Here is a 25,860-nt window from a genome sequence, read left to right as displayed (position 1 = left end):
TTCAGAGTCAAAAACCGCTTTTACCTGCTTATAGCTCTATAACCCCTATAAAATATTTAATGAGACGCCTTCTGACAGTATTTTTTATTATTCTAAGCATGAATTGCCACGCACAAAAGCAGGTATTTTCGGTAGAAGAAGTAAGAGAAGACATGGCTACCCTGAAACGCAAATTCGAAAAACTGCACCCGGGTATGTACTATTATCAATCAAAAGATGCCTATAACCAATTATATGACTCGCTCTATAACAGCATTTCAAAACCTTTAAGCTATCTGGAGGCCTACCAGATTATTGGGCAGCTGGTGACCGCCGTAGAAGACGGGCACACCAACCTACGGTTCGACAAAAAGCGTTTCAATGCCAAAAAAGTGAAGTATGTTCCGTTTTATCTGCGCAAAATTCAGGACAAATACTACATAAGCATTAATGGCTCGCAAGACTCAACCGTCATAAGAGGCTCAGAGGTTATCAGTATAAATAACGAACCTATCAGACTTCTCATCAATAAGTTAAAGATGATGGTTTCTGCCGACCGCAACAACCCTGAGGCGAAAGAATATTACGCTACTCATTTTTTTCCTGGTTACTATTTAAGGCAATACGGAGAAAAAGATTCGGTAAGCATTACGTACAGGCTGCCATTTGATACCGGTATCCGCACTAAAAAGCTGGCTTGCTTACCAACACCTGCCATAAATAAGTTTTCAGACAAACGCTACAAAGCATTTAAAAGACCAAATCTGGGTCTGAAAATAGTTGATAGCGTCAATCACATTGCTATGCTCGACATCACAGAGTTCAGCATGAGAGGCCACATGTTTGATTTAGACCACCTGAAATTCAAACGGGTTCTGCGGCATAGATTCAGTCAGATAAAGCAAAAAGAAGTAGCACACCTGATTATAGATTTCAGAGCCAATGGCGGTGGGTATATACCCAACATTGCCCGCTTGCTAAAGTACCTTTCGCCCAAGCCCTTTACGCTTATTGATACCATGGGCTTTAAAAAAGGGGCTTACTTTTCTATTGCCAAACCATGGTATATCAGCCCTCCGCTTTTTTTATGGCTGGCGTTCAGAAAACAGAAAGATGGGTTTATGTATAGGGTAAACAAAGGAAACTCAAAAAATAAACCTGACCCGGTTTTGGGCTTTAAAGGCAAAACTTATTTTCTGACCGACCCCGGCTGCTACTCGGCCACCACTTTTACCATGAACTTGGCACATGATTTAGGCATAGGGCAAGTGATAGGCCAGCAGGTAGGCGGAGCAACATGGGGGAGTTTTGCCGGAACCTGGGACAACTTTAGCCTGCCCAACACCAGATTTATTGTACATACTCCGCTTTACAAAATTGTGCATCGCTTACCAAATAAAGTAAATAAAGGATTTTTTCTTGACCTTGACTACGAGGTAAACCGCAATTATGAAGAACTGATAAAGAATAACACAAGTGTCATTGATTTTACGGTAGATATGATTAGAAAAAGCAAGGAGGCTGGCAAAAGATAACTTCGGCCATAAAATTCATAAGTTGCAATTTGAATACTTTTCATCTGTTTTTTACAATTTTGAAATGGCAATTAAAAAAACATCTCCGGGCAAGGATACCAAGAAAAGCAAGGTTGAAATACCTAAGAAAATATCCTATCATCGCAAACCGGATAATCTGACCCTTGAAGAATGGCAGGTGGCATTACGCAGGCAATTCGGAAAAGACAATGAACACGAATTCAGAATCATCAATGTGGGCAACCGGGAGTTCTTCTCCGATTTCCAGGTAACCAATGCCCTCACCAATAATACATACAAAGTTGCTATCAGAAGTGCCGACGACAGCCGGAACTACTGCGATTGCTTCGATTTCAAGACGAACCGCCTTGGTGTCTGCAAGCATATCAGTGCAGTAATGCACCATCTGAGCGAACTGAAAGGCTTCAAAAAAGCCATGAAAGATGGTTTTGAGCCTGCTTATACCTCTGTATATGTCGATTACAGGCATGGCCGACTGATCAGAATCCGTATCGGTGCTTATAAGAAAGATGAATTTGAAGCGCTGGCACAAACCTATTTTAATGCCGATGGAACCTTAAAGCCTGCTTCTTTTGCTGTATTTGAGTTGTTTCTTGAAAAAGCCGCAGCATTAAGCAATACTTTCAGGTGCTACCCTGATGCCCTTGATTTTGTAATTGCCGAAAGAGATAAGATACGCCGACGGGATTACCTCTGGCGGGTTATTCCTGATGGCGAAAACGACGGTTATTTCAATAACCTGATAAAGGCATCACTCTTCCCTTATCAACGCAAAGGTGTCTTTTTTGCTGCTCTGGCTGGTAAAAGCCTGATAGCCGACGAAATGGGGCTTGGTAAAACCCTGCAGGCCATTGCCACTGCCGAACTCTACAAAAAAGAGCTGGGTATTAACCGGGTTCTGGTGGTGTGTCCTACTTCGCTAAAATATCAGTGGAAGGCCGAAATTGAAAGATTTACAGACAGCAGTGTTTATGTAGTGGAAAGTAGCCTGCAAAAGCGCAAAGATCGCTACTGGCGCAGTACAGATGCCTTTTATGTGGTGGTAAGTTACCATACCATGACACATGACCTTGACTGGCTGAACAGAATGGAGCCTGACCTGGTTATTCTGGATGAAGCCCAGCGTATCAAGAACTGGAAAACGAAGGTTTCGCAGCAAATTAAAAAGATTTCTACACCTTACGCCATAGTTTTGACCGGCACCCCCATTGAAAACAAGCTGGAAGAACTGTATTCAATTATGCAGTTTATAGATGTGTACCGGTTAGGCCCAATGCATCATTTTCTGAACGAACATCAGATAACTGATGAGTCGGGGCAAATTATTGGCTATAAGAATCTGAACAAGATTGCAGCAGACCTGAGCGATGTATTATTAAGACGGACAAAAAAGGAGGTACTTTCTGAATTACCCATACGGATGGATAAAAACCTGCTGGTGCCAATGACACCCCAGCAGACAAAAATCCATAACGATTTGGGAGACAATGTAGCCAAATTGGTAACAAGGTGGCGAAAGGCAGGATTCCTGAACGAAACAGACCGCAAACGCCTGATATTGACACTCAACCAGATGCGGATGATTTGTGACAGCACCTTTATACTTGACCAGAAAACAAGACATGATACCAAGGTAGATGAGGTAATGAATATTCTGGATGAAGTATTGCAGCATTCAGATGAAAAAGTGGTGGTTTTCAGCCAGTGGGAACGGATGACCCGATTGGTAGCCGAAGAACTCGAAAAACGGCATGTACAGTTTGAACACCTGCACGGAGGGATTGAAAGCCTAAAACGAAAAGAATTACTGGAGAACTTTCAAACCAACCCTGCCAGCCGTGTATTTTTATCAACAGATGCCGGAGGCGTAGGCCTGAATCTGCAAAATGCCTCTTTACTGATTAATCTGGATATCCCCTGGAACCCGGCGGTGCTTGAACAGAGAATTGGCCGTATTTACAGGCTCGGACAAGAAAACAACGTTTCCATTATCAATCTCATTTCCGCAGGTACTATAGAACAACGTATGCTGGATGTACTGCAATTTAAAGGCGCGATAGCAAAGGGCGTACTTGACGGCGGAGAAGACACCATCTTTGTAGGTGAAGATGAGTTCAGGCAATTTATGGACTCGGTGGAGACACTTGTGCCTGAAGACAACCAGATGACAGAACCCGAAGAAGTTGCTGAAAATGCTGAAGAAAATATTAAATATGAAATTGCCGATGAAACTACCGCAAGCACAACCCATGAGTCGGCGGCTTTTCCGGGTGATGATGATGTAAATCAACCAGAGCCAGAGCCCGCCATCAATACTAATAGCAGCAAGCCAACGCATGAGCTAATTCAGACTGGCATTCATTTTTTAGCACAGTTAGGTAAAACCCTGAAAGACCCACAGGCAACCAGAGACATGATAGACAGTATTACGCAAAAAGATGAGACTGGCCGTGTGTTTCTGAAAATAGAAGTAGAAAACGAGGAAGTAATCAATGATGCCGTGCAGGCATTAGGCTCTTTATTTGGGGTGATTATGAAACAGTAATGAAGGTCTCTGATACCCATTTAAGGTTCTTAAAAACCGATTAAAAATATGACAAGTAATGATAGCGTAAGTGATGTTATTCTGATTGGCGCCGGTATCATGAGCGCCACGCTGGGTACCTTATTAAAAAAACTGGAACCTGAATGGAAAATAAAAATCTTTGAACGAATGGACAGAGTAACGGCGGAGTCGTCGGAAGCTTGGAATAACGCCGGCACAGGCCATTCTGCTTTCTGCGAACTCAACTATACGCCTGAAAAACCTGACGGCAGTATCAATATAGATAAAGCCGTTAAAATTGCTGCCTCGTTTGAAACCTCCAAAGAGTTCTGGTCTACTTTGGTACAGGAAGGCATCATCAATGACCCGGGCCAGATGATACGGCGCATACCCCACATGAGTTTTGTATGGGGTAAAGAAAACACTGTATATCTGAAAAAACGATATCAGGCACTGCGTCAGCATCATTTGTTTAAAGACATGGAGTTTTCGGACAATTATGATGAAATAAAAAATTGGACGCCCCTGATTATGGAAGGGCGAGACAAAACACAGCAAGTGGCAGCCACTTGCATGGAAATAGGTACTGACGTAAACTTCGGGGCTGTGTCACGTTTTTTGTTTGATTATCTTGAAAAATCTGATGGTGTTGAATTGAATCTCCACCATGAGGTAGAAGACATCAGAAGACTAAACAACGGCGAATGGGAAATAGAGGTAAAGAATCTGAATACGGGCAAAGAGCAAAATCATAAGGCACGGTTTGTTTTTATAGGCGCCGGCGGGGGTTCGTTACCACTACTTGAAAAATCTGATATTCCGGAAGGCCGCGGGTATGGGGGTTTCCCGATAAGCGGTAAATGGCTGGTTTGCAACAAACCAGATTTAATAGAAAAACACTGCGCTAAAGTATATGGTAAAGCAAGTGTGGGTTCTCCGCCTATGTCTGTTCCACATCTGGACACCCGAATAATAGATGGCAAGAAAGCCCTGCTTTTTGGGCCATTTGCAGGTTTTTCTACCAAGTTTCTGAAACATGGTTCTTATATGGACTTACCCCACTCTGTTAAATGGAATAATATCTGGCCACTTATTTCGGCAGGGGCTCATAATATACCACTTACCAAATATCTGGTTGAACAAGTAACGCAGTCGCCACAAGACCGCCTGGAAGCATTGCTGGATTATATGCCCACTGCCAGACTGGAAGACTGGGAGTTGATGACAGCAGGGCAACGCGTACAAGTAATTAAAAAAGACGAAAAAGAAGGTGGCGTACTTGAATTCGGCACTGAAGTAGTCTATGCCAAAGACGGCTCACTGGCTACTTTACTGGGTGCTTCTCCTGGTGCTTCTACTGCTGTTTCTATTATGCTCGATTTAATAAAAAAGTGCTTTCCGGCATTAGAAGCCTCTCCAAAATGGCAAAGCAAATTGCAAAAGCTTATTCCGTCTTACGGGCAATCGCTTGAAACCGATGCCGAACTCGCATTAGCTGTAAGAGCGCGCACAACAGAAGCTCTACGCCTGAAAGAGAAAACTTTCTCCTGAAAAACCATTGGGTATTATTTCTTAATAATTGCTTGTAATACTGTGGCATCGCCATCAATATCGGCAGGCATGGGTATCCCCAATAAAGTTACTATGAATGGATAGACATGGATATTCTTAAACTCAGGGATTTCCATTCCTTTTTTAATATGTGGCCCCTGCGCATAAAAAATGGTTCCCATTTCGGGTACGGCCTGGGGGTCGTACCCATGTACCCCCCAAACCTTTCTGACCTCGGGTCTTTTGGTAAGGCTTTCTTTTGAATAAAACCCGTAGCCGGGTTCAGCCAGTAGCATTATATCACCGATTCGGAGGTGATTATTGAAATGCAGATGCGGTGGCATATCTGCTCTTTTGTACACTTTAAAATGCTTCTGCCTGGCACCGATAGACCGGATAATAGCATCTTCAATACCTTTATTTTTCAGAAAAATACCGGCGTGCGTACCACTATTCACAAACACAAAGTCGTTTTTATCAAATCCCTCCAGCAGGTCTTCGGTATAAATAAATGTTTCGGGCTGGTTTTTCATTTCATACATTCCGTGGTCTGCTGTCAGTATTACATCCACAGGTAATTTTATCTTCTTTAAACCGTTCATAAGCAACCCAACCAGACTATCTGCCTGCATTACTGCGGCTTTGGTTTCAGGCGCATTGGGGCCATACTCATGCCCTTTGGTATCTACCATGTCAAAGTAAACAGTTATCAGATGTGGTCTTTGTGCCTCCGGCAGATTCAACCAGTCAAAAACCGCCTGAATACGGTTTTTATACGGCACGGCACCATCATATTTATGAAAATAGGATGGATACTGGCCCCCTACCGGCGCCTCTGAACCCACCCAGAAAAATGAAGCCGCTTTCATGCCGTGTTGCTGTACCAATTGCCAGAGGGGCTGGCCGCCGTAATAATATGAGTCCTCCACTTTGTCTCTCTGCCTGATGGTATAGTGGGCGTCTCTGCCTGCATCATAAAAACTGTTGTCTACCAGCCCATGATGCTCAGGATACAATCCTGTTACCAGCGTGTAATGATTGGGGAATGTTTTGCTGGGATACGAAGGCAGCATTCTGGTGGCAGCGGCTCCTTTTTTTATAAATTTCCTGATATTTTCTGGCTGGTATTTCTCTACATAATCATGTCTGAAACCATCAAACGAAACCATAACTACATAAGGCTTTTTTGCGTTCTGGCTAAAAACTGATACCGAACCACCGGCAAAAATCACTGCCATCAGAAAAAATACATTTTTTGAGAAGCGAAACATGATGGTATTGACTAATAAAGTAAAAACTTCAAGAAGTGCCAAATGGCGGCAATGTAGTATAAATCAGTAAAAATTCTGTCAAACTCATTGATATAAAATTGTTAAGAAAGGGGCTGCCTTGCAACAAGACAGCCCCTCTTCTAAAATGAAAAAAGTATGTGTACTTATATCAGGTCCCAACCTTTGCGATATTCCCTCGAAAGCATTGCATTGGCTTCAGAATCGTGTCTGAATCTTTCTTTTCTGGCATTCCAGTGTAGCTCACGGCCCAATCTGTACGAAATCAGCCCCAGGTGCATGGGCATGGTCATCTGCCGGGCGTATTCCAGGTGAGACTCCGGTAAAGAGCGGTTCTTTACAGCCGTAACAAAGTTTTGCTGATGCCCCGCAGAACGGACAATTGTAACCGGTATCTCTGGTATATCTTTCATGGCAATTCCATTGATGGTGATAGTGCGAGAGCCATAATCACAAAGCAGGGTTCCTTTTTCACCTTCAAAGTACGCCCCTATCCCCATTTTTTCGGCACCTGCTACATTGGCCGGTGGCTGAGATGTCCAGTGCAATTTCAGGCCATCAAACTGGTAATCAATATCTATCCATTTAGGTGCATCGCCAATGCCCTCAGGTGCTTCTCCTTTGGCTTTTATAGTTGTTAGACCTTTAGGTTCAATAGCCCACCAGACTACGTCAGCAATGTGGCACCAGAAATCCTGAAACACCCCGCCTGAATAATCAAGAAAATAACGGTAGGTAAAATGGCAGCGCTCAGGCGTGTACTGCGAATAAGGCGCAGGCCCTAGCCACATGTCCCAGTTAAGGTTTGCAGGTGGCGTCTGGTAATTGGCAGGCCCTAAAACCGGAGGGAAGCCGCTTTTCCATAATCTTACAGTATGTACTTTACCAATGGCACCTGCTTTAATCAGCTCCACAACCCTGTGGTAGTTATCGCCGGCGTGTATCTGGGTACCCAGCTGAAAAATACGGTCATGCTTCTTCATGGCTTTCAGCATCTGCTGGCCTTCTCTTACGTTATAAGATAGCGGTTTTTCGCCATAAACATCTTTTCCGGCCTGAAAAGCCATAATAGCTACCTGGGCGTGCCAGTGGTCGGGGGTGGCGCAGGTTACGGCGTCAATGTCTTTACGGTCAAGAATATGTCTGAAATCGGCATAGCCTTGTGCTTTGGTATTGGGTTGCTTGGTTTGCAGGCTTTTGAGACTGGCGTTCAGGTGTTCAGAATCAACATCACACAATGCCACTACCTCTACCTCAGGCAAAGCGGCAAACCAGTTCATGTGGCTGTTGCCCATTCCGCCAAGGCCGATATGGGCTACTCGCAGACGGTCGCTGGGAGCTACTTTGCGCACCATGCCGGGTAATAGTGCCATTCCTAATGCTGCTGCACCACCTTGCCGGATAAAATCACGACGATTGATAAGGTTTTTCATTGTTAAGATTATTATAGTAGAGGGGTGAATATTTGAAGCATACAAGTTAAAAAAATACTTTGCAACAAACAATTTAATTTAGAAGTGGCCGGCTTACCACCGGCACAAGGCTATTTCAGATTAGAAGGCGAAAGAATTACCTCAGAATAATTTTTATGGGCTTTCACCGAAGATGCAACAAATTTCAAAAAATTGCTGTTAGCTTTATATAGTTTCTTCGGGTAAAGTATGCCTGCCGAAATAAAACCTGTATTTTTTGTGAAGCATTTAGCCTACCTCAACAAGTTTCTGCTTAAATATAAATGGTACCTCATACTGGGTACAATTTTTACAATCATATCGAATCTTTTTGGTATCATACCTGCACAGGTTGTACGCCATGCCCTGGACCTTGTAAAAGAAACGTATGATGTTTACCTGCTGTTCGACAACACCAGGGTACAGAACGATATGTATGATGTTTTCAGCACAAGCATAGGGGTTTATGGATTACTGATTTTAGTAATGGCCATTCTGAAAGGCATTTTTCTGTTTGCTGTTAGGCAAACACTGATTGTGATGTCGCGCCATATTGAGTATGACATGAAGAACGAGATTTACGCGCATTATCAATCACTGCCCCTGAGTTTCTACAGGAAAAATAACACCGGCGACTTAATGGCACGTATTTCGGAAGACGTGAGCAAGGTGCGGGTTTATATCGGGCCATCTATTATGTATCTCATGAACATGGTGGTGCTGGTTGTACTGGTTATCAGTTATATGTTTTCTGTAAATGAAAGGCTCACCTGGTGGGTTTTACTACCTATGCCTTTGCTATCGGCCAGTATATTTTTTGTAAGTACATCTGTTAATAAGCGTTCAGAAGAAATTCAGCGAAGCCTTTCCCAATTGTCAACATTTGTTCAGGAAGCGTTTTCGGGCATCAGAGTGCTAAAAGCATTTGCCCGTGAGGATGACTCGGTTGAACGATTCAGAAAAGAAAGCAATGTATATAAATCAAAATCGTTGTCGCTTACCCGTTTTGATGCGCTGTTCTCGCCTACCATTGCCTTGCTGATTGGCTTAAGTACAGTGCTTTGTGTTTATATTGGCGGGCAGGAGATTATAGCCGGCAGGCTTACACCGGGCAATATCACAGAGTTTATCATGTATGTTTTTATGCTTACATGGCCACTGACAGCACTGGGATGGACCTCAAGCCAGATACAAAGAGCAGCGGCATCACAACAACGCATCAATGAATTTCTGCAGATAAAAACCGATATTGTTTCTGAAAAGAACCTGACCAAAGAAATTGAAGGTGATATAACATTCAGAAACGTAGACTTCATTTATCCGGACTCAGGTATTCAGGCTTTGAAAGGATTCAATCTGGATATTAAAGCCGGGGAGTCGGTGGCTATACTCGGCACAACGGGCTCAGGCAAAAGTACCATTGCCAACCTGATTGGCAGAATGTATGACCCTACATCGGGCGATATTCTGATTGATGGTACTTCTATTAAAGATTATAACATTCAACATGTACGCAGCCAGATGGGATACGTACCACAGGAAGTATTCCTGTTTTCAGACACCATTCTGAATAATGCCAAATTCGGTTCGCCTGACATTACTGATGCACAAGTAGTGCAGGCAGTAAAAGATGCCGATTTGTATAAAAACATTATGGATTTTCCGGACAAGTTTGAAACCAAACTGGGTGAAAGGGGAATTACATTATCTGGTGGACAAAAACAACGCCTTTCTATTGCACGTGCCATAGCCCGCGAACCCAGAATACTGGTACTGGACGACTGTCTGTCGGCAGTTGACACCAACACCGAAAACATTATTCTGAATAACCTGGAAAGAATTATGAAGAACCGTACTTCGGTTATTATCTCTCACCGGGTTTCATCAGCCAAGTTGGCCGATAAAATTCTGATGCTGGATGAGGGAGTAATTGTTGAACAAGGCACGCATGAAGAATTAATAAAAAAAGCAGGCGTTTACAAAGAGCTTTACGAAAAGCAATTGCAGGGCGAAGAGGTAAAAAAAATGTCCTTTACCCTATCGGCAAAGGACATTTGATGAATTGAACAAAATTATCCGATATACTTCAGAAACTCAGCCTTAGTTGCTTCCTGCTGAAATTTACCCCCATAAAAACTCGTAATGGTTGATGAGGTATCGTCCTGAACTCCGCGTGAGGCTACGCACAAATGCTTGGCGTCCATCACCACTGCTACATCTTCTGTGTTCAGTATACGCTGCAATTCTTTAGCAATCTGCACGGTAAGTCTCTCCTGCACTTGTGGTCTTTTAGAAAAATACTGCACAATTCGGTTAAGCTTCGATAAGCCTATTACCTTACCGTTAGCGATATAAGCTACATGAGCTTTACCGAAAATAGGCACAAAGTGGTGCTCGCAATTAGAATAAAACGAAATATCTTTCTCTACAAGCATTTCGTTATATTGATACTTGTTGTCAAAAAGGGTTACTGATGGCTTGTTTTCCGGGTTAAGGCCCTGAAATAACTCTTTAACATACATTTTGGCTACTCTTTTGGGCGTGCCATTGAGCGAATCGTCAGTCAGGTCAAGGCCCAGGGTATCCATTATCTGGCGGAAATAGAACTCAATGCGGGCAATTTTTTCTTCATCGCTTAGGTCAAAAGCATCGGCACGCAAGGGAGTATCCTCGGCTGTTCCTCTGTGGTCATCGCCTAATTCGTCTTCCATAAGTGTAGTATTGGTATCTTGTTCAAATAGCAGGGTATTCAACAAAGTTTCGTTCGGTTTCATATAATCTGATTCTAAGGTCTAAATGTTCAGGCAGTTTTACCCGCAACTTTTCGTAAATTACAATGGCTATGTTCTCAGCCGACGGATTTAAATCTTTGAATTCGTCTGTATCCAGGTTCAGGTTTTTATGATCAAACTTATCCAGTATTTCCATCTTTATTAAATCGCTGAGCAGCTTCATATCCATAACATATCCTGACTCCGGGTCTACGTCGCCGGTTACCTGCACAATCAGGTCATAGTTATGGCCATGGAAATTGTAATTATTACATTTTCCATACACGCGTTCGTTTTTTTCGTCTGACCAGTTAGGATTATTCAGACGATGAGCGGCATTGAAATGTTCTTTCCTGAACACCGCAACTCTTTTAGAACTCATTATTTTTTTTCTGATTTAATAACTTTGAGCACTTATTCTTAATGTCATTTCGGTGAGATGCCATAGATTTAGTCTCAAAGTTTAAAAGTCGTCTGAAAGGTTGTCAGCAACACTTTTAAACTAAACCTGCGGATATCTAAGTCTTTAATGAATTATATTCTGTTTAATATTTCTATAACAAAATAAAACAAAAAAAGTTACAGAAATTTAACAAATATACACTAATCAACTTACTATAAACTATTTACAAAAAAAACACAGACTATATAGGATTCTTTTTTTGTTTTACTTAATGCACAAATTTACTCAGGTTTCATTAATGGGTAAGTACCTTTTTTATGCGCCAGAGCCATTTCAACGTAGTGGTCGGCGCTCATGGCAAGTTTTTCGGCTATTTCAGGAGGCAAAGTTTTAATTACCCTGGCAGGGGTACCCACGGCCATTGAATAGTCCGGAATCTCGGTTCCCTCAGTTACCAGTGCATTGGCGCCTATAATACAGTATTTGCCAATTCTGGCTCTATTCAAAATGGTAGCTCTCATGCCAATCAGCGAGTAATCGCCCACACTAGCCCCATGTACAATGGCGCCGTGCCCTACAGTTACGCTTTCGCCAATAATGGTAGGCTCGCCAAAATCAGCATGCAGAATGGCACCGTCCTGAATATTACTTCTATTGCCCACCACAATTTTTTCTACATCTGCTCTTATTACAGCTGAATACCAGACAGAAACATCGTCTCCCAGCGACACATCGCCCATCACACTGGCACCGGGCGCTATAAAATTAGCCATATCATATTTGTTTAATCTTTTACGAAGAAACACAAATGCGATGAATTTTCACTAATCAAATTCGCAAAAATTCACCGCATTTAAAATTGATACCAGTTAGTGCCTTTTATCAGGGCCAGATTTCTGTAGGCTGATGAAACTGTTTCCAGGCTCTCAGGTATTCTTGCCTTGCGTATATCTTTGTTAGTTTTTTACCTTTCCATTCCCCTTCGGTACATTCGCCCTGCCAGTTCCAGAGGCTATGGGTTTCTTTGTCTCTTATACCTGCAGCGTCAGGCACAAAATTCAGAATTTTACCTTCAACGGTTCTGGTAAAAACATGAAACGAGTAGTTATCGGCCTCTATGGCTATAACCAATGGGGTATTGCCCACTTTATCATTCAATGTTGTTACATTTACCAGATTCTTCCAGACGTAAGCCTTGTTTTTTCCATCTGCACTAATACCCACAACCCAGCTTTTATCCCATACTTTACCGGGGTTGGTAAGAGAGTCTTCATCTTTTTTCTCTCGGCGGTCATACGTTTTTAAAACTTCATATCCTTCTTTGAAAGTATTGTCTGGTTGAAAAACCAATCCCTCCGGATACCGCTCAAAAAATGCTTTCAGGGTTATCTGTTCTGACGGAATGATATCCAGTTGTTTCCCTGTTTGCTTACCCGCAACGGCTTCTCCGGTTGCCTGATACCACCACGATCTGGTGTCTGAATCCTCAATCACAGCATTATAATGTCTGGCACCAACCAAACGAAAAGTCTGCAGTTTTCTATCAACAAGCGGGCTGAATACCAAACCAGTGCGGCACATGGTACAATAGGTAACTAACACGGGCTTACCAGCTACATTGTCTTGTATTTTGTGGTGGTACCCAACATATTGAATCGGATATGCCTTTGCCACACCACCGTTAACTACTGTCATTACCAACAGGCTGTCAGGTACCCGATTGTCCTTTTTACCGGCAAATTGTATTTTTACAGGTTCTTTGAACATTTCCTGAGCGCGATACGCCACATCCGTAAAATAAAATAAACCTATGCTTATGAGCGCAACGACTCCCAGCCAGACCTTCTGCTTTATTGTGCCGTTTGTTAGAAAAGACCAAACCGGAACAATAAGTAACAACAAACCTATAATTCTTGACGGCAGAATAATTTTCTCAAGAAAATAGGTTGTTTTAATTGCCTCTAAATCCTGGCTTCCGGGAAAAGGCATTAATAAATACGCCTGAACCAGTGCAGGTAAGATAAACACAACTGCGCCTATCCAGAACAAACGGTTTTTGAGTGTAAGGTTCATTGCTTTGTGGTTAAATTGAAATTTTGTCGCCCGGATTGGGCCACAAAAGGGAATTCGTTTATAATTTCAATCCTACGGTGAGGTTTATACTACGACCGTCTGATGACCATACCCCAGGACCCGGATAAAAACCCGGGCGTTTGGTAAAGTATTGTTTGTTGGTCAGGTTATTGATATTCAGCTTCACCATCAGGTTTTTTGTTAAACGGTAGCTGGCGTTTATGTCAAGCAGGGCATAAGAAGGTACCAGACCTACCGCACCATTGGCAGACGGCTTTACGGTATTCAGGGCATCGGCATAACTTTTTGCTGTATAGCTATGCAAAGCAGTTACGCTGAGTTTCGTATAACGGAATGTTATTCCGTTGCGGCTTATCCACTCCGGGGTACTTTCCACTTTGTTGGTCTTTACACTCACATTTTTGTCGCCAACACGTATGGCAGCATCCTGATAACGGGCATCCATATAAGAAGTGGAAGTAAAAACTGACATTGACGATTTAGACGAAAAACGAGTATCATACTCAATAAAAGTTTCAATACCATTCGTTCTCGAATCGCCAATATTGGTACGCAAATAATAAAAGTTACCATTGGCCTCGGTTCCGTAGGTCATACCCATGCGGTTATTATATTGAATCTGAAAAGCGCTGATATCCCACTTCCAGTGTTCGGTATGGCCTCGGTAGCCTATTTCAGCATTGTATCCTGAGGCATCTTTCAGGTTTTTATCTATCTTCTCATAAGTTGCCGACGGGATAATATCCTTGAAAACCACCGGACGATAAGCCTGAGCAAAACCCGCATAAATGCTTTGGTCTTTATTTAACTGATAAGTGGTGTTCAAACCAAATAAAGGGAAATGATGCGAAATAGTGGTAGGCAATTGATTAGCATCATAATAAGCTATTCTGCCGCTTAGCCTGGAGGCTCCGGTTTCTAACCTCAGGCCCGGCGTTATTGACAACCTTGAAGTGATAGCAAACCTGTTCTCTACAAAAAAAGCCACATTTTTTGTTTTAAGGTGCATATCTCTCACCCAATCTCCGGTTTTTGATAAATCAAAGTCGGTTCCTGTTGTGCCTTTACCCAATTGCTGGCGATTCAGGTCATTGCTCATCAACTGCACACCAGTTACCAGCACCGATGACACACCGCCTAAATTATAATGATGTAATAAACGTGCTTCAAGCGTGTAACTGTTAAATTTATCAATATCAACCTGCCTGTTGGCATACTGCAAAGTAGTTGGGTCAATGGCATCGGCTATGTTTACGGTCTTATCAAATAATACGCTGTTTCTTGCACCCAAAACTGCCGATGCTACCACTGAAGCCCGCGTGCGCGAACCCAACCGAAAATCGGCAGATACAGACGGAATGTAAATTGATGGGTTAAAATAATTACGCGACCGACTTGACTGACGCGGATTTGCGTAAAACATACTATCACTTAAAGGACCGGGCACATGGTATAGATATTTTGAATGTTTAAAATCGGCTTTTAATATTACATTTTTAGAGACCTCATAAATTAACCCGATGGCTTCGCCATTATAATCGCTCTGAGAGTTATCTCTGTAACCATCTGAATGTCTCTTCGAAAAATACCCATAATACTGTAATTTACCTATTTTACCGCTTACACCGTTGTAGCTGCTCAGCAGACCAAAAGAGCCAATAGAGCTAATGGTTTCAAAACTGAAGGCTCTGGTGGTATCCGGTTGTTTAGATATATAGTTGAGCATACCGCCAAACTGGGCTCCGTATTGTAACGAGCCCGTGCCTCGTACCAACTGTATAGTCTGGATAGCCTCCATCGGTAAGCTGAAATGGCTGGCCGGATAAGCATACATATCAGAATTGGTAATGACACCATCAGCCCGGATATTGAATTCCCAACCACGGTGTGGGTCTAAACCACGGGTTGAAATATTGGTCTGGTTGCCGGTGCCATCCATGTCATAAACAAATACGCCCGGCACTTTGGCAAATATCTGGCGCGGTGTCTTTTCTGCAATGTTGGCATCCAGACCCAGCACATTAATTACTTCGTTTTTCTTACCTCCTAAAAGATACGTACCTTGGGTAAGCGGTAGCCTTTCTACATTGTTTCGGTAGCTTTGGTCTATTATGTTTACCTGCTCTAATTCTCTTACTTTGACGGTATCTGTCTTCTGGGCATATAGTGGGTTGAGACATACCAGCAGTATGCCTAGTATTTGCATTGATTTCATAACGTGTTTTACCGGAACAAAAAAGCCATACAAGTTACCACCTGTAACGCTCTTTTGTTCTGTTCCTTTAGATTAATACTGATTTTATTAAACAGAAAAGAGGTATAACACTCCGAAGCCGGACCATTATACCTTTGTACTTGTATATAAAATCAGGTTAACTCAGGAGGGGGTGTATGCAACAGATTGATAACGCTGGCATACCGTTTTTCCGGCTCTTTAAATGGTTGTGAAGGATTAGAAACCAAACATGGTTTAATAAGTTGAAGGTCTGTGTCGTTTGACAGATACACCTTAAGCAAACCACCATATAACTTCATGGCTTTACTCAATGGACTTTGTGGCGTGTCAGCGTCAAACATTCCCTGAACCAGCGAAGTCAGTTCATCAAATCGTTCCTGTGCATTTTGGTTCGACTTCAGTATTACATACAAAGTATCGTTTTCCTGATATTCGTGCATTACGTTATAAAACTCATTGCCACTTCTTATTAAACCTTCTTTTATGGTATTGTCAATACTTATGGTTTTGTTTGAAGCCGGCAATTTTATCACCTTCCACTTATCTTCTATAATTGTATTTGAATGTGTCTGATAATTATCTTCAAAAAACAGCATGGCAATTGTAAGCCCGAACAAATGATTGAGCAAAAGCAGTAAGAGGCCTATGGATGCTATTCTTTTCAATATATGAATCTGAGCTAAAGAGATATTTTAAAAGTTTGTAAGATACTCTGCACCTCTAAAAGAAGTGCAGAGTTGAAATTATTTAACTAAAAACAAAACACTAATTTCTTTGTCAGGCAATGGTTGTTCTGGGTATAAACCCAATGTTTAAAGCTAAACACTGTGCACCAAAATAATGCACAGTGTATGAAAACTACGTATGTAAAAACAAAACCACAAAGTACCGATCTTCTATTTTCCTATGCTTTTCATGGAATCAAAGCTGGCATAACCTTCAGCCGCTATGCGCATACCTCTGGGTATATATACCTGTGGGTCGGTGGGTGCCCATGTTCCCAGACCGTCAACGTAACGATTAAACATACAGAATGAGGCGGCTATTAAAACGGCGTCATGAATCTCTTTATCGCTTGCGCCTGCGGCTTTGGCAGCTTCAACCTGTTCAGTAGTCACGTTTTTTCCTCCTTCCTGCACGCTGGCTGCAATGGCCAGCAGCGCTTTCAGTTTGTCTGAAATGGGTGCCTCTTTTAAATTTCTCTTTATCTGGCCAATCAGCGTGCCATCGTCTTCCAGATAACATTGCGCGGCAGCGCCATGCACATGCTGGCAAAAGAAGCAGTCGTTCAGGTAAGATACGTACGTGGCAATGGCCTCGCGTTCTCCCCTTGACAAACTATTGTTTTCATCTCTCAGCAACACCTCAGCTAAAGCATTAAGTGGTTTCGCTGTATCTGGCCTGAAAGCCATTAACCCGCGTATGCCGGGCAGTAAATCTTCTTCAGGTAATTTTATATGTGCCATTGCTACAAATATTATGAGTTAATCAGGTTCGACTTCTTATCCAGGGTTAGGTATGCGGCCAGCAGGGCCACTACAAATGTTACTGAAAAGGCAAGCAACGCGTTTCCAAATCCACCGAATAGGGTAACCAGACTACCTACAAAAAACACAGCAGTGGCAGTAAAGAAACGACCCACATTGAAACAAAAACCTGTTGCCGTTGCCCTTATGCTGGTAGGAAATAACTCAGGAATATAACTTGATAATGCACCCTGACTGATACCAAAACATAGAGCAAGCAAACCGGCTTCGGCATAAACAATCGTACTGAATACCTTATTGGTTATAAAAAGCAGGCAACAGGCACCTACACAACCCACAAAGGTAAGCATCAGCGTTTTTCGGCTTCCAAAAGCGCGTATCAGAAAGCCAGACATCACCCCACCGACAATACCTCCCATACCCAGCAGCATCATGGTTATTCCTCTTTCTTTCTGGCCGTCTTGCCCGGCAGGTAACAAAGATTGCACCCAGGTAGGCAACCACGAGAAAATGCCCCACAGGCCTATCAACACTGCCCCGAAAATAACTGAACCAGTAACCAGATTCGGGCGATAAGCTTCATTAAACAAATCATTAATTGAAGTAGCGGGCCCATTCTGAATGTTTTTCCACTTGGGAGATTCAGGCAGCAATAATCCTATCAGCACTGCCGTAATTGAAGGAATAAGCCCAAGCCAGAAAGCCTGACGCCACTCTGAAAAAAGTACGTTTAAACCTCCGGATGCCACAATGCCCAACGGAAAAGCAACTGCCAGCACACCTACCATAATCGGACGCGTTTTCTCAATCCAAATTTCTGATATATAAATAGTAGTTACCAATAACACCCCACCCACACCCATGCCGGAAAGAAAACGATAAACCAGCAGCATATACCAGTTAGGCACAAAAACTGTAAGAAGGGTTGCGGCGCCATAAAGAGCTGTAACAAAAACCAGAACTTTTTTACGACCGATTTTATCGCTTATGATTCCAAAAAGTATTCCGCCTATCATCCAGCCATATAACGATACTGCACTAATGTAGGCTCCAACTTCGCCAAGCCGGGCTTCAGTTATTGTGCCGTTCAGCAGTTGTGGTACCGCAACCGGTAAGTACACCGACATCAGCGTTGAAACCGTACCTCCGAAAGCATAGCTGATTACACAAAGAATAAATGCCATTGCTCTTATTTTAGGAGACAAAATTGTTTGTGTCGGGTTAGTTTTCAATTTCATTCAGGTTTTTAGGGTTAGTAATCAGGCTTTCGGCGCCATTGTATGTTGCCGGCTCTGGTTAAAATGTTTTGATTGATAATACTCAAAAAGTATAATGGGCAAAACGTAATCACCCATGCGTTCAATGGTTTCAAAAATATCTATCGGGTTGCCCACAATCGGAAAAAGTAACTCATAGCCTAACTTATATAAGCAAATAAAGATTAACAGACCAGGTATGCGAGGCTTGAGCAAAACCAGAAACGCCAGCGATATCTCTACCAGACCAAAAATCTGCAGGTTTACTCCGGTCATCGGCAACCCTACCCCTGTCATATTCTTAATTAGTGTTGGGTGGTTCATGAATACCGCCAACCCGCCATGCCCGGCCAGTAAGCTGAACAGACTCAGCCTTGATACCCACTCAATTACACTTGCCTGCATATAGGATACCGAGCCCAAAGGTTTCAGTTTCTCAAACCATTGCTTAGCAGTAGCAGGCAAGCCATGCACCAGCAAAAACAGAATGGGTATACCATAATTACCAGCTCTTTCAAAAAACTCAGACATACCCATACTGGCCGAAGGGCGCAGCATGGCCGTAAATAATGTCCAGAAAGACGCCCATAACAGGAAAGCTCTGTTGGGATAAAAAAACACAACCAAGCCAATCAGAATATCCATAGTGCCAATGACAGGCATAAAATTGTAAGCTATGGGTTCATTAATAAAGAAAACCTTAAAAAATGGAACCCAGCCTTTCTTTAATACAAGGCCCCAGAATCCGTGCCCTACAAAGCAGCCTAAAACGCCAAAGCGCAACCAGAAGAAAAGTTTTTCTTCATAAGAATACCGCCCCGAAAATGGATTAATCAGAATTAAACTTTTAGTACTCATCAGTCTTTGAATCTTTCAATCCTGCCATTGAGGCGCTAAATGGCTTTAACGGCAGGTGTAATACAAATAGGAATATTTTTATTATCTCCTCCAAAATTAAGGGTTTTAATGTTAATTTCTTTGGGTTTATTGTTTCGCTCGGTAATTTTAAGCAGTTGATTTGGCTTTATATTTCTGAAAACCTGCTTTGTGCCAGAACCCGGCCAGATGATAGAAATTTCATCAATTATATTGGCCTCTCCGATGCCTATCTCTCTTCTGAGAGATGATGAACCAAAACTTCCCCCTGAGCTCAGGTCCTGATAAACAGACCTGCTTATTCCATTTTCTTTGAACGTAACTTTTATTCTGGCACCGATTCCTAAACGGTTACTTCTTTTGCCTTCCAGTATGAGTTTAATCCAGCGGTTATTATTCTGACCGGGGTTCAGATACAATGAATTATTGTAGGAGTCACCGGGATAAGCCCCACCCACTTCAATAAAAATGTCCTGGTCGCCGTCATTATCTAAATCAGAGATACCCACACCATGCCCTTTTTGCAGATTACCCACACGCGCTGAAATGGTGGCATCAGCAAATTTTTTACCTCCGATGTTTCTGAAAAGCTTATTAGGAACTAGCGACTGGTAATCAGGATTTCCGGTTCCGAGATACATATCCGGGTATCCGTCATTATCTATATCTCCGAAATTAGACCCCATCGCAAATATGCTGTGGCTGATGCCCGCTTCAACCGATACATCCCTGAAAGTGCCATCATGGTTGTTTTTGAAAAGATACATTTTACTTCCGCGGTTAGGTATGCCCAACGCATCAGTGGCTACTGAATAAGCCATTGAGTGGTCGGCCTGGTATCCGCAAACGAATATATCAAGCCAGCCGTCGTTATCGTAATCCCAGAACCAGGTCGGGAACGTAAAATTTCTTAGCTCACTCAAACCGGAGGCCTGCGTAACATCTTCAAATTTTAGTTTTCCATTCTTTTGCACTCCTTTATTCTTTAAAAGCACTTTGGTTTCCTGATGGGTTGAAATAAATATGTCCTGCCACCCATCATTGTCGTAGTCGCCTGCGGTTACGCCTTTAATAAACAGATTCAGGTCGCAGCCGGCGTCAATGGTTATATCGGTAAAAGTGCCGTTTTTATTATTTATATACAGCTCGCAACCGTGCATTTCGCCCATATTGGCGGTTTCGTTGCCAATGAATAAATCCAGCCAGCCATCATTATTAAAATCTCTCCATACCCCGGCCTGTGTTGGGTGCAACGAATACAAGCCGCTGTCAATCGTCACATCAGTAAAGGTTCCGTTTCCATTATTCTTTAATAACGAATTAGGCTGTTTACCAAACGGGTCGGGCATCCAGGCCCCTCTTAAAACAAAAATGTCGATGAATCCATCATTGTTATAATCGGTTTGCATAATGTTCAGCCCACCTTTAAATTTTGACAGGCCCGACTTCTCCGACACATCGCTAAAAGTGTTGTTTGCATTGTTTTTAAAATAATGCATTGAACCATCAAGCCCCAGGTCTGAAATTACTATATCCAGATATCCGTCATTATTGAAATCCTCCAGGATAGTTCCACCTGCTTTGTTTTTTAAATTCAGGTTGAGGCCCGGAGCTACATCAGTAAAAGGATTCAAATCATAGCCTGACTTGTCTTTATCTAAATCAGGAATCAGATATTGAGCCGGTACTTTAGCCGGATATTCACCTATGGTCATGTAGGCTATGTTTAGTAGCCACTGTGCTTCATAATCAGAAGGGTTTCTTGAAAGAATTGTCTCATAAACCTCTATGGCTCTGCGAGACCCGCCTTTTATTTTATGGATACCTGTATTAATTATGGGTATCACGCACGATTCTGCCGTATGATTATTCACACAATTCTGGCGTTCGGCCAATCGCAAACTGGCAATTCCCAGGCTGGTCAGGGTTCTTTCGGCATTACCCTGAAACTTTGTTAAAGCCATAGGCAATATGGTTTCCAATAAGGTTACCGCTTTTGTTTCCTCACCGTTTTTCAGATAGGCATTGGCCTTATAAAAATCTGTAATAAAGCTTTTGTATGGATTCCCCTGAGCCAGTGTACTCATCGAATCATAAAAGGCAATTTCTGCCTTTGGCGAAAAAGGATTCGTTCTTTTAAAACTTTCCTGATGAATCTTCGCCAGTATTTTAACCATTTCTTCACTCTTATCACTACTGCAGGCAAAAACCATCAAGCCCGATACCAGCAAAATCCAATATTTAGCTCTTCCTGATACTAATTCAAAAAGTTTCATGTTGGTGAAATTTAAGTATGGCTATAAAGAGGTAATTAAGCAAAAGTTGTTTTTACCCCTTTTATTAATTTTATCGCATTAATTCATCAAAATTCAGACTAACATAATACAACCCGCCAACGTCCGGAGAGCCATAAGCCTGCACAATGTATTGGTTAGTAAGATTTGAAGCACCCAGCTTGATAACCGATTTGATGGCAGGCAGTTTGTAGCTCACCTGCGCATCGAGCAAGCTATAAGCATTGATTTTGCCCGGATACATCGTCGTAAAGGTACCGTACCAGTCAAAAGCACTTTGCCAGTGCCATGCCACGTTAAAGCCGAATTTGTCTGTCAGTTTTGGATTACCGAACACCACGTTGGTTTTCCAGGTTGGTGTATTAAAGGCAGGAATATTACTCGGGTTAGCATCCATCAGGTTGAAGTCAATCCAGGTTACGTTCGTATTCAGGCGGTAGTTTTTAGGAAACAAATAAGACAAACCTGCACTTACACCTTGAATAGACACCTTATCGGCGGCATTGGTATAAAGTTGAAACGCCTGTGTTTTGCCTCCCAGAATATCACCTGCTGCAGCAGGGTTAATAGAGCCGTCTGGTAACAGCACATTATTATCAGGGCGGATAACCACCGTATTAATGATGAAGTCTTTGTATTGACTGTAGTAATAATTGATATCAAACAGTATTTTCTGACTGAAAACTCCTTTATAACCCACCTCAAAACTCTGAACTTTCTCTGGCTGGATGTATGGCACCTTCGATTTCACCAGTTTGTCTTTGTTGTTGGCAATAGCGGTCGGGAATGGAACACCCTGCCCAAGCTGAGCACCCGCCGCGCTGGCAAAAACCCCTACTGATGCCGCCGTGAAAGAGTTTTCATAGGCCTTCATGCCAACAGAATTAACTGGTGCACCGCCCAGAATAATGATTGGCCCAACGTTCAGCTTAATATACTGGTCGCCGATAACCGGGTTGCGGAAACCTGTCTGATAGGAAGCTCTGAAATGATTGTTGTCGTTTGGTGAAAATACTGCCGAAGCCCTTGGTGTTATACGGCCATCAAAGTTCTCGTTTTTGTCGTAACGACCTGACAGTGTAATTTTCAGTTTATTATTTACCAATGACTTTGAAGCCTGAATAAACGCACCAAACTCGTCGTTTGTGAGGTTCTTGCCTTTGTCATCAAATAAGGTTCCCTGAGTATCCAGATAATATCTTCTGTAGTTGGCACCTACCTGAATGTTTACTACTTTCAGTAATTCACTGAAATCGTACATACCTTCCATGTGTTTTAAACCACAACGGCTGAAAATACCTGCTCCGCTTAAGCCCTGGGTATGAATCAGCTGGTCTCTGGCAGCATCAAATGCAGCAGTTCCGGGTAGTAGCCTTCCCTGGTCGGCAAATGCCCGGGCGGCAGAATGGTTTTGCGCAGAAACTCCATTGACGTTTCCGTTATAAGCCGCCGAATAACGCTGAAACCAGGTGGCATCGGCCTGAGCCGGAGCAACCGTGTTACCATTCAGGTCTTTTACCCACATGCGGTTAATGAGCTGCCCTAAAGAACGGCTGTTGTAAGAATCCTGCGAATCTTCCTGATTTGAATAAGCTCTCACATAAAAATTGCTGCCTTTCAATTCAAGGCGATGCTGCATCAGGTAAAAATTATTAATTACAAAACGGCTGCTACCGGTGTACTGTGCAATACCCTGACTAAAATTTGCCTGATAGATGGCTTCCAGATTATCTGTAATACGGTAATGCAATGCTCCGTTTAACCTCAGGCTATATACACCATACTGGGCCAGGTCTTTTTCTTCATAACCCGTTCTTGACACCCGCCCAATTTTATCAATTGTCTGTGCAACCTCGTCGCCGTAAATATTCAAGGCATTTTTGCCCGGGTTATTTGGCCCACGGTTAGCTGTAGGCGTATTGGGGTCTATATCTGTATAATCATTTGCATACCAGTCGGTACCGCTTAGGTAAGCGACATTTGCCTTGAAAGCAAATTTGTTTTTAAATGCTTTGGCATATCGCACTGCCAGGTCATAATATGGTTTTGCCCCCAACCCTGTGCCGTCATTCAAATGGTTTACGCCTACTTTGGTTTGCGCGCTTAGCCCCTGATAATCAAATGGATTTTTTGTGCGCATCTGCAACATTCCGTTGAATGCAATCGGGCCATACAAAGCTGAGGCAGCTCCCGGAATCAGCTCAACGCTTTCTATATCAATGTCGTTAGGGCCATGCAGATTACCCATGGCAAAACCCAACCCAGCTGACTGGTTATCAACGCCGTCTACCAATTGCAAAAAGCGGCTGTTACCGGTGGTATTAAAACCTCTGGTGTTGATTTGTTTGTAGGTAAGGCCACTGGTAACAATATCTAACGATTTCATGTTGAGCAAAGCATCGTAGAAGTTGGCTGCCGGAGATTGTTGGATACCTCTTGAGTCTATCTTTTCAATACTCACCGGCGACTTCAAAATGCTTTCTTCAATTCTGGAAGCAGAAACAACCACCTGATTCAGGTCTTCAGAGGCGGTTTTCAATGAGACACTCAATGTGGTTTCGCTGGCCACCGCAATTTCCTGGCGCTCATAGCCCACCATTGAAATTACCAATGTGGCCGGAAGAGAGGCATTCAGTTCAAAATTTCCTTCGGCATTAGTGATGGTTCCTGAAACTTTTCCTTTCAGAAAAACCGAAACACCTATCAGTGGTTTTTGATTTTCAGCATCAGTCACTTTGCCCTTGATGACACTTTTCTGGGCGAAAGCTCCTGCTGAAAACAACAATAAGGAGATTATACAGGTAAAAATATTTTTCATTCTAAAGCTCGGTTAAAATATAGGATTAGCTTAATTAATCCTCATCATACTTATTTCTTCAGGTGGTCATAGCCCTGCGGCAAACGCGTGTAGCCGTGGTTCACTATTCTTTCACCTAAGTACTGATAAAATGAGGGGTCGCCTGGTGTTATACTGGCCAGGCCGTCAACATAGCGGTTATACAAACAAAAAAGTGCAGCTATAAGCACGGTATCATGTATTTCCATGTCGGTTGCGCCTTTTGCTTTAGCTTTGGCTATAGCTTCAGAGGTAACGCTCTTCCCGCTTTTCTGCACCATTCTGGCAATGGTTAGTAAGGCCTTCATTTTATCGCTCACCGGAGCATTCTCTAAATCATGTTTTACCAATTCGCAGGTTTCGGTTTCACCCAATAGCAAATCGGCAGCGGCGGTATGAGCAGCCGTACAAAACCGGCATTCATTATGGTGCGATACTATGGTGGCTATTAACTCTCTTTCGCCCTGGGTCAGCGAACTGTCTCCTCTTAACAAAATTTGTGTCAGTTCACGAATAGGCGCTGCGGTATCCTGGCTATACTCTAAAAGCCCTGTAATACCGGGCAGATGGTCAGGAAGTGATATATGAGGCATAATTTAGGCAATAACAAGGCTTACCGGCTGTTTGCAGCCGATGCCAGATGTGGTACAATAAAATAATCAGGGAAAAACAGACAGGTTAAACCTGTTTTCTTAGCGAGGACGATTATAACCGGCAAAGGCCATTCTCTGTCCCATTTCACGGTAGGCTTCGTTTTCTTTCGGCGCCCACGTGCCTAAGCCATCTACATAGCGATTAAACATACAAAATGCTGCCGCAATCAGTACCGAATCATGAATCTCTTCGTCGGTTGCTCCTTCATTTCTGGCTGCTTCAATCTCCTTTTCTGTTACATGCCTGCCGCCTTTTTGCACTTGTGCAGCAATGTTAAGCAAGGCTCTCAGCTTTGGAGAAATAGCAGTTTCGGCAAAATTTTGTTTGATATCATCTATTATATTCAAATCACAACCTAAATGAGCTGCCGCCGCTGCTCCGTGCGAAGTATGGCAAAAATGGCAGTTGTTCAGGTGCGAAACATAAGAAGCAATCAATTCGCGTTCGCCACTTGTTAAGGTTGACGGCCCCCTCAAAAGGGTTTCAGCCAGGTTTAACAAGGGTATGGCCGTACGCGGATTATGATTGAGAAGCCCGGAAATACCCGGAAGCTCCTCGTTCAACAATTTGATGTGTGCCATA

19 protein-coding genes are annotated in these 25,860 nt (G+C 42.8%); 4 read left to right on the top strand and 15 right to left on the bottom strand.

What is annotated here, in order from left to right:
• The first annotated feature begins 59 nt into the window (after positions 1–59).
• The 3 genes from NZ848_RS03235 to NZ848_RS03225 all read left to right on the top strand — a co-directional run bounded on the left by NZ848_RS03235 (position 60) and on the right by NZ848_RS03225 (position 5,631).
• Positions 60–1,514 carry a S41 family peptidase gene (locus tag NZ848_RS03235; protein WP_259014336.1) on the top strand — a complete coding sequence of 485 codons (1,455 nt, stop codon included), beginning with the start codon at positions 60–62 and terminating at the stop codon, positions 1,512–1,514.
• Between the two features lie 64 nt (positions 1,515–1,578).
• Positions 1,579–4,080, top strand: a complete 2,502-nt coding sequence (locus NZ848_RS03230) for a DEAD/DEAH box helicase (protein WP_259014335.1) — start codon at positions 1,579–1,581, stop codon at positions 4,078–4,080.
• Positions 4,081–4,128: 48 nt separating this feature from the next.
• Positions 4,129–5,631, top strand: coding sequence for a malate:quinone oxidoreductase (locus tag NZ848_RS03225; protein WP_259014334.1), 1,503 nt, complete (start codon positions 4,129–4,131; stop codon positions 5,629–5,631).
• Positions 5,632–5,645: 14 nt separating this feature from the next.
• Here the strand turns inward: NZ848_RS03225 and NZ848_RS03220 are convergent, their stop codons facing one another.
• Together NZ848_RS03220 and NZ848_RS03215 are read right to left on the bottom strand one after the other, a co-directional pair.
• Complete coding sequence (locus NZ848_RS03220) at positions 5,646–6,902, bottom strand: alkaline phosphatase family protein (RefSeq protein WP_259014333.1); 1,257 nt, start codon at positions 6,900–6,902, stop codon at positions 5,646–5,648.
• Positions 6,903–7,066: 164 nt separating this feature from the next.
• Positions 7,067–8,353, bottom strand: coding sequence for a Gfo/Idh/MocA family protein (locus NZ848_RS03215; RefSeq protein WP_259014332.1), 1,287 nt, complete (start codon positions 8,351–8,353; stop codon positions 7,067–7,069).
• 258 nt (positions 8,354–8,611) lie between these two features.
• Here NZ848_RS03215 and NZ848_RS03210 point away from each other — a divergent pair, with 258 nt between their 5' ends.
• Positions 8,612–10,429 carry an ABC transporter ATP-binding protein gene (locus NZ848_RS03210; RefSeq protein WP_259014331.1) on the top strand — a complete coding sequence of 606 codons (1,818 nt, stop codon included), beginning with the start codon at positions 8,612–8,614 and terminating at the stop codon, positions 10,427–10,429.
• 14 nt (positions 10,430–10,443) lie between these two features.
• Here the strand turns inward: NZ848_RS03210 and folE are convergent, their stop codons facing one another.
• The 13 genes from folE to NZ848_RS03145 all read right to left on the bottom strand — a co-directional run bounded on the left by folE (position 10,444) and on the right by NZ848_RS03145 (position 25,859).
• Entirely contained in the window at positions 10,444–11,145 is a 702-nt protein-coding gene (gene folE / locus NZ848_RS03205) for a GTP cyclohydrolase I FolE (RefSeq protein ID WP_253533848.1), read from the bottom strand.
• Positions 11,105–11,524 (bottom strand): 6-pyruvoyl trahydropterin synthase family protein, encoded by a 420-nt coding sequence (locus tag NZ848_RS03200; protein WP_253533847.1) that lies wholly within the window; start codon positions 11,522–11,524, stop codon positions 11,105–11,107. Before NZ848_RS03200 ends, folE begins: the two co-directional genes overlap by 41 nt.
• Before the next feature lie 302 nt (positions 11,525–11,826).
• Positions 11,827–12,318 (bottom strand): gamma carbonic anhydrase family protein, encoded by a 492-nt coding sequence (locus NZ848_RS03195; RefSeq protein WP_101725458.1) that lies wholly within the window; start codon positions 12,316–12,318, stop codon positions 11,827–11,829.
• A gap of 109 nt (positions 12,319–12,427) precedes the next feature.
• Positions 12,428–13,618: a DUF3179 domain-containing protein gene (locus NZ848_RS03190; RefSeq protein WP_259014330.1), complete on the bottom strand. Its 1,191-nt coding sequence runs from the start codon at positions 13,616–13,618 to the stop codon at positions 12,428–12,430.
• 58 nt (positions 13,619–13,676) lie between these two features.
• A complete protein-coding gene (locus tag NZ848_RS03185) occupies positions 13,677–15,845 on the bottom strand; it encodes a TonB-dependent receptor family protein (protein WP_259014329.1) in 2,169 nt (722 codons plus the stop codon).
• A 161-nt stretch (positions 15,846–16,006) separates the two neighbouring features.
• The gene (locus NZ848_RS03180) at positions 16,007–16,540 is read right to left on the bottom strand and encodes a hypothetical protein (RefSeq protein WP_259014328.1); all 534 of its coding nucleotides are present in this window, start codon (positions 16,538–16,540) and stop codon (positions 16,007–16,009) included.
• Positions 16,541–16,771: 231 nt separating this feature from the next.
• Positions 16,772–17,341 (bottom strand): carboxymuconolactone decarboxylase family protein, encoded by a 570-nt coding sequence (locus NZ848_RS03175; protein ID WP_259014327.1) that lies wholly within the window; start codon positions 17,339–17,341, stop codon positions 16,772–16,774.
• An 11-nt stretch (positions 17,342–17,352) separates the two neighbouring features.
• Entirely contained in the window at positions 17,353–18,600 is a 1,248-nt protein-coding gene (locus tag NZ848_RS03170; protein WP_259014326.1) for an MFS transporter, read from the bottom strand.
• A gap of 21 nt (positions 18,601–18,621) precedes the next feature.
• Entirely contained in the window at positions 18,622–19,476 is an 855-nt protein-coding gene (locus tag NZ848_RS03165) for a hypothetical protein (protein ID WP_101725463.1), read from the bottom strand.
• Positions 19,477–19,511: 35 nt separating this feature from the next.
• The gene (locus NZ848_RS03160) at positions 19,512–21,770 is read right to left on the bottom strand and encodes a CRTAC1 family protein (RefSeq protein WP_259014325.1); all 2,259 of its coding nucleotides are present in this window, start codon (positions 21,768–21,770) and stop codon (positions 19,512–19,514) included.
• 70 nt (positions 21,771–21,840) lie between these two features.
• Complete coding sequence (locus NZ848_RS03155; protein WP_259014324.1) at positions 21,841–24,606, bottom strand: TonB-dependent receptor; 2,766 nt, start codon at positions 24,604–24,606, stop codon at positions 21,841–21,843.
• Positions 24,607–24,656: 50 nt separating this feature from the next.
• Positions 24,657–25,217, bottom strand: coding sequence for a carboxymuconolactone decarboxylase family protein (locus tag NZ848_RS03150; RefSeq protein WP_259014323.1), 561 nt, complete (start codon positions 25,215–25,217; stop codon positions 24,657–24,659).
• A 99-nt stretch (positions 25,218–25,316) separates the two neighbouring features.
• Positions 25,317–25,859 carry a carboxymuconolactone decarboxylase family protein gene (locus NZ848_RS03145; RefSeq protein ID WP_101725467.1) on the bottom strand — a complete coding sequence of 181 codons (543 nt, stop codon included), beginning with the start codon at positions 25,857–25,859 and terminating at the stop codon, positions 25,317–25,319.
• Between the last annotated feature and the right edge of the window lies 1 nt (position 25,860).

Origin of the sequence: Emticicia fluvialis (genome assembly GCF_024793945.1) — a bacterium.
GTDB classification, from domain to species: domain Bacteria; phylum Bacteroidota; class Bacteroidia; order Cytophagales; family Spirosomataceae; genus Emticicia; species Emticicia fluvialis.
The sequence above is the reverse complement of the archived record's forward strand: the minus strand, read 5'-3'. Positions and strand labels throughout refer to the sequence as shown.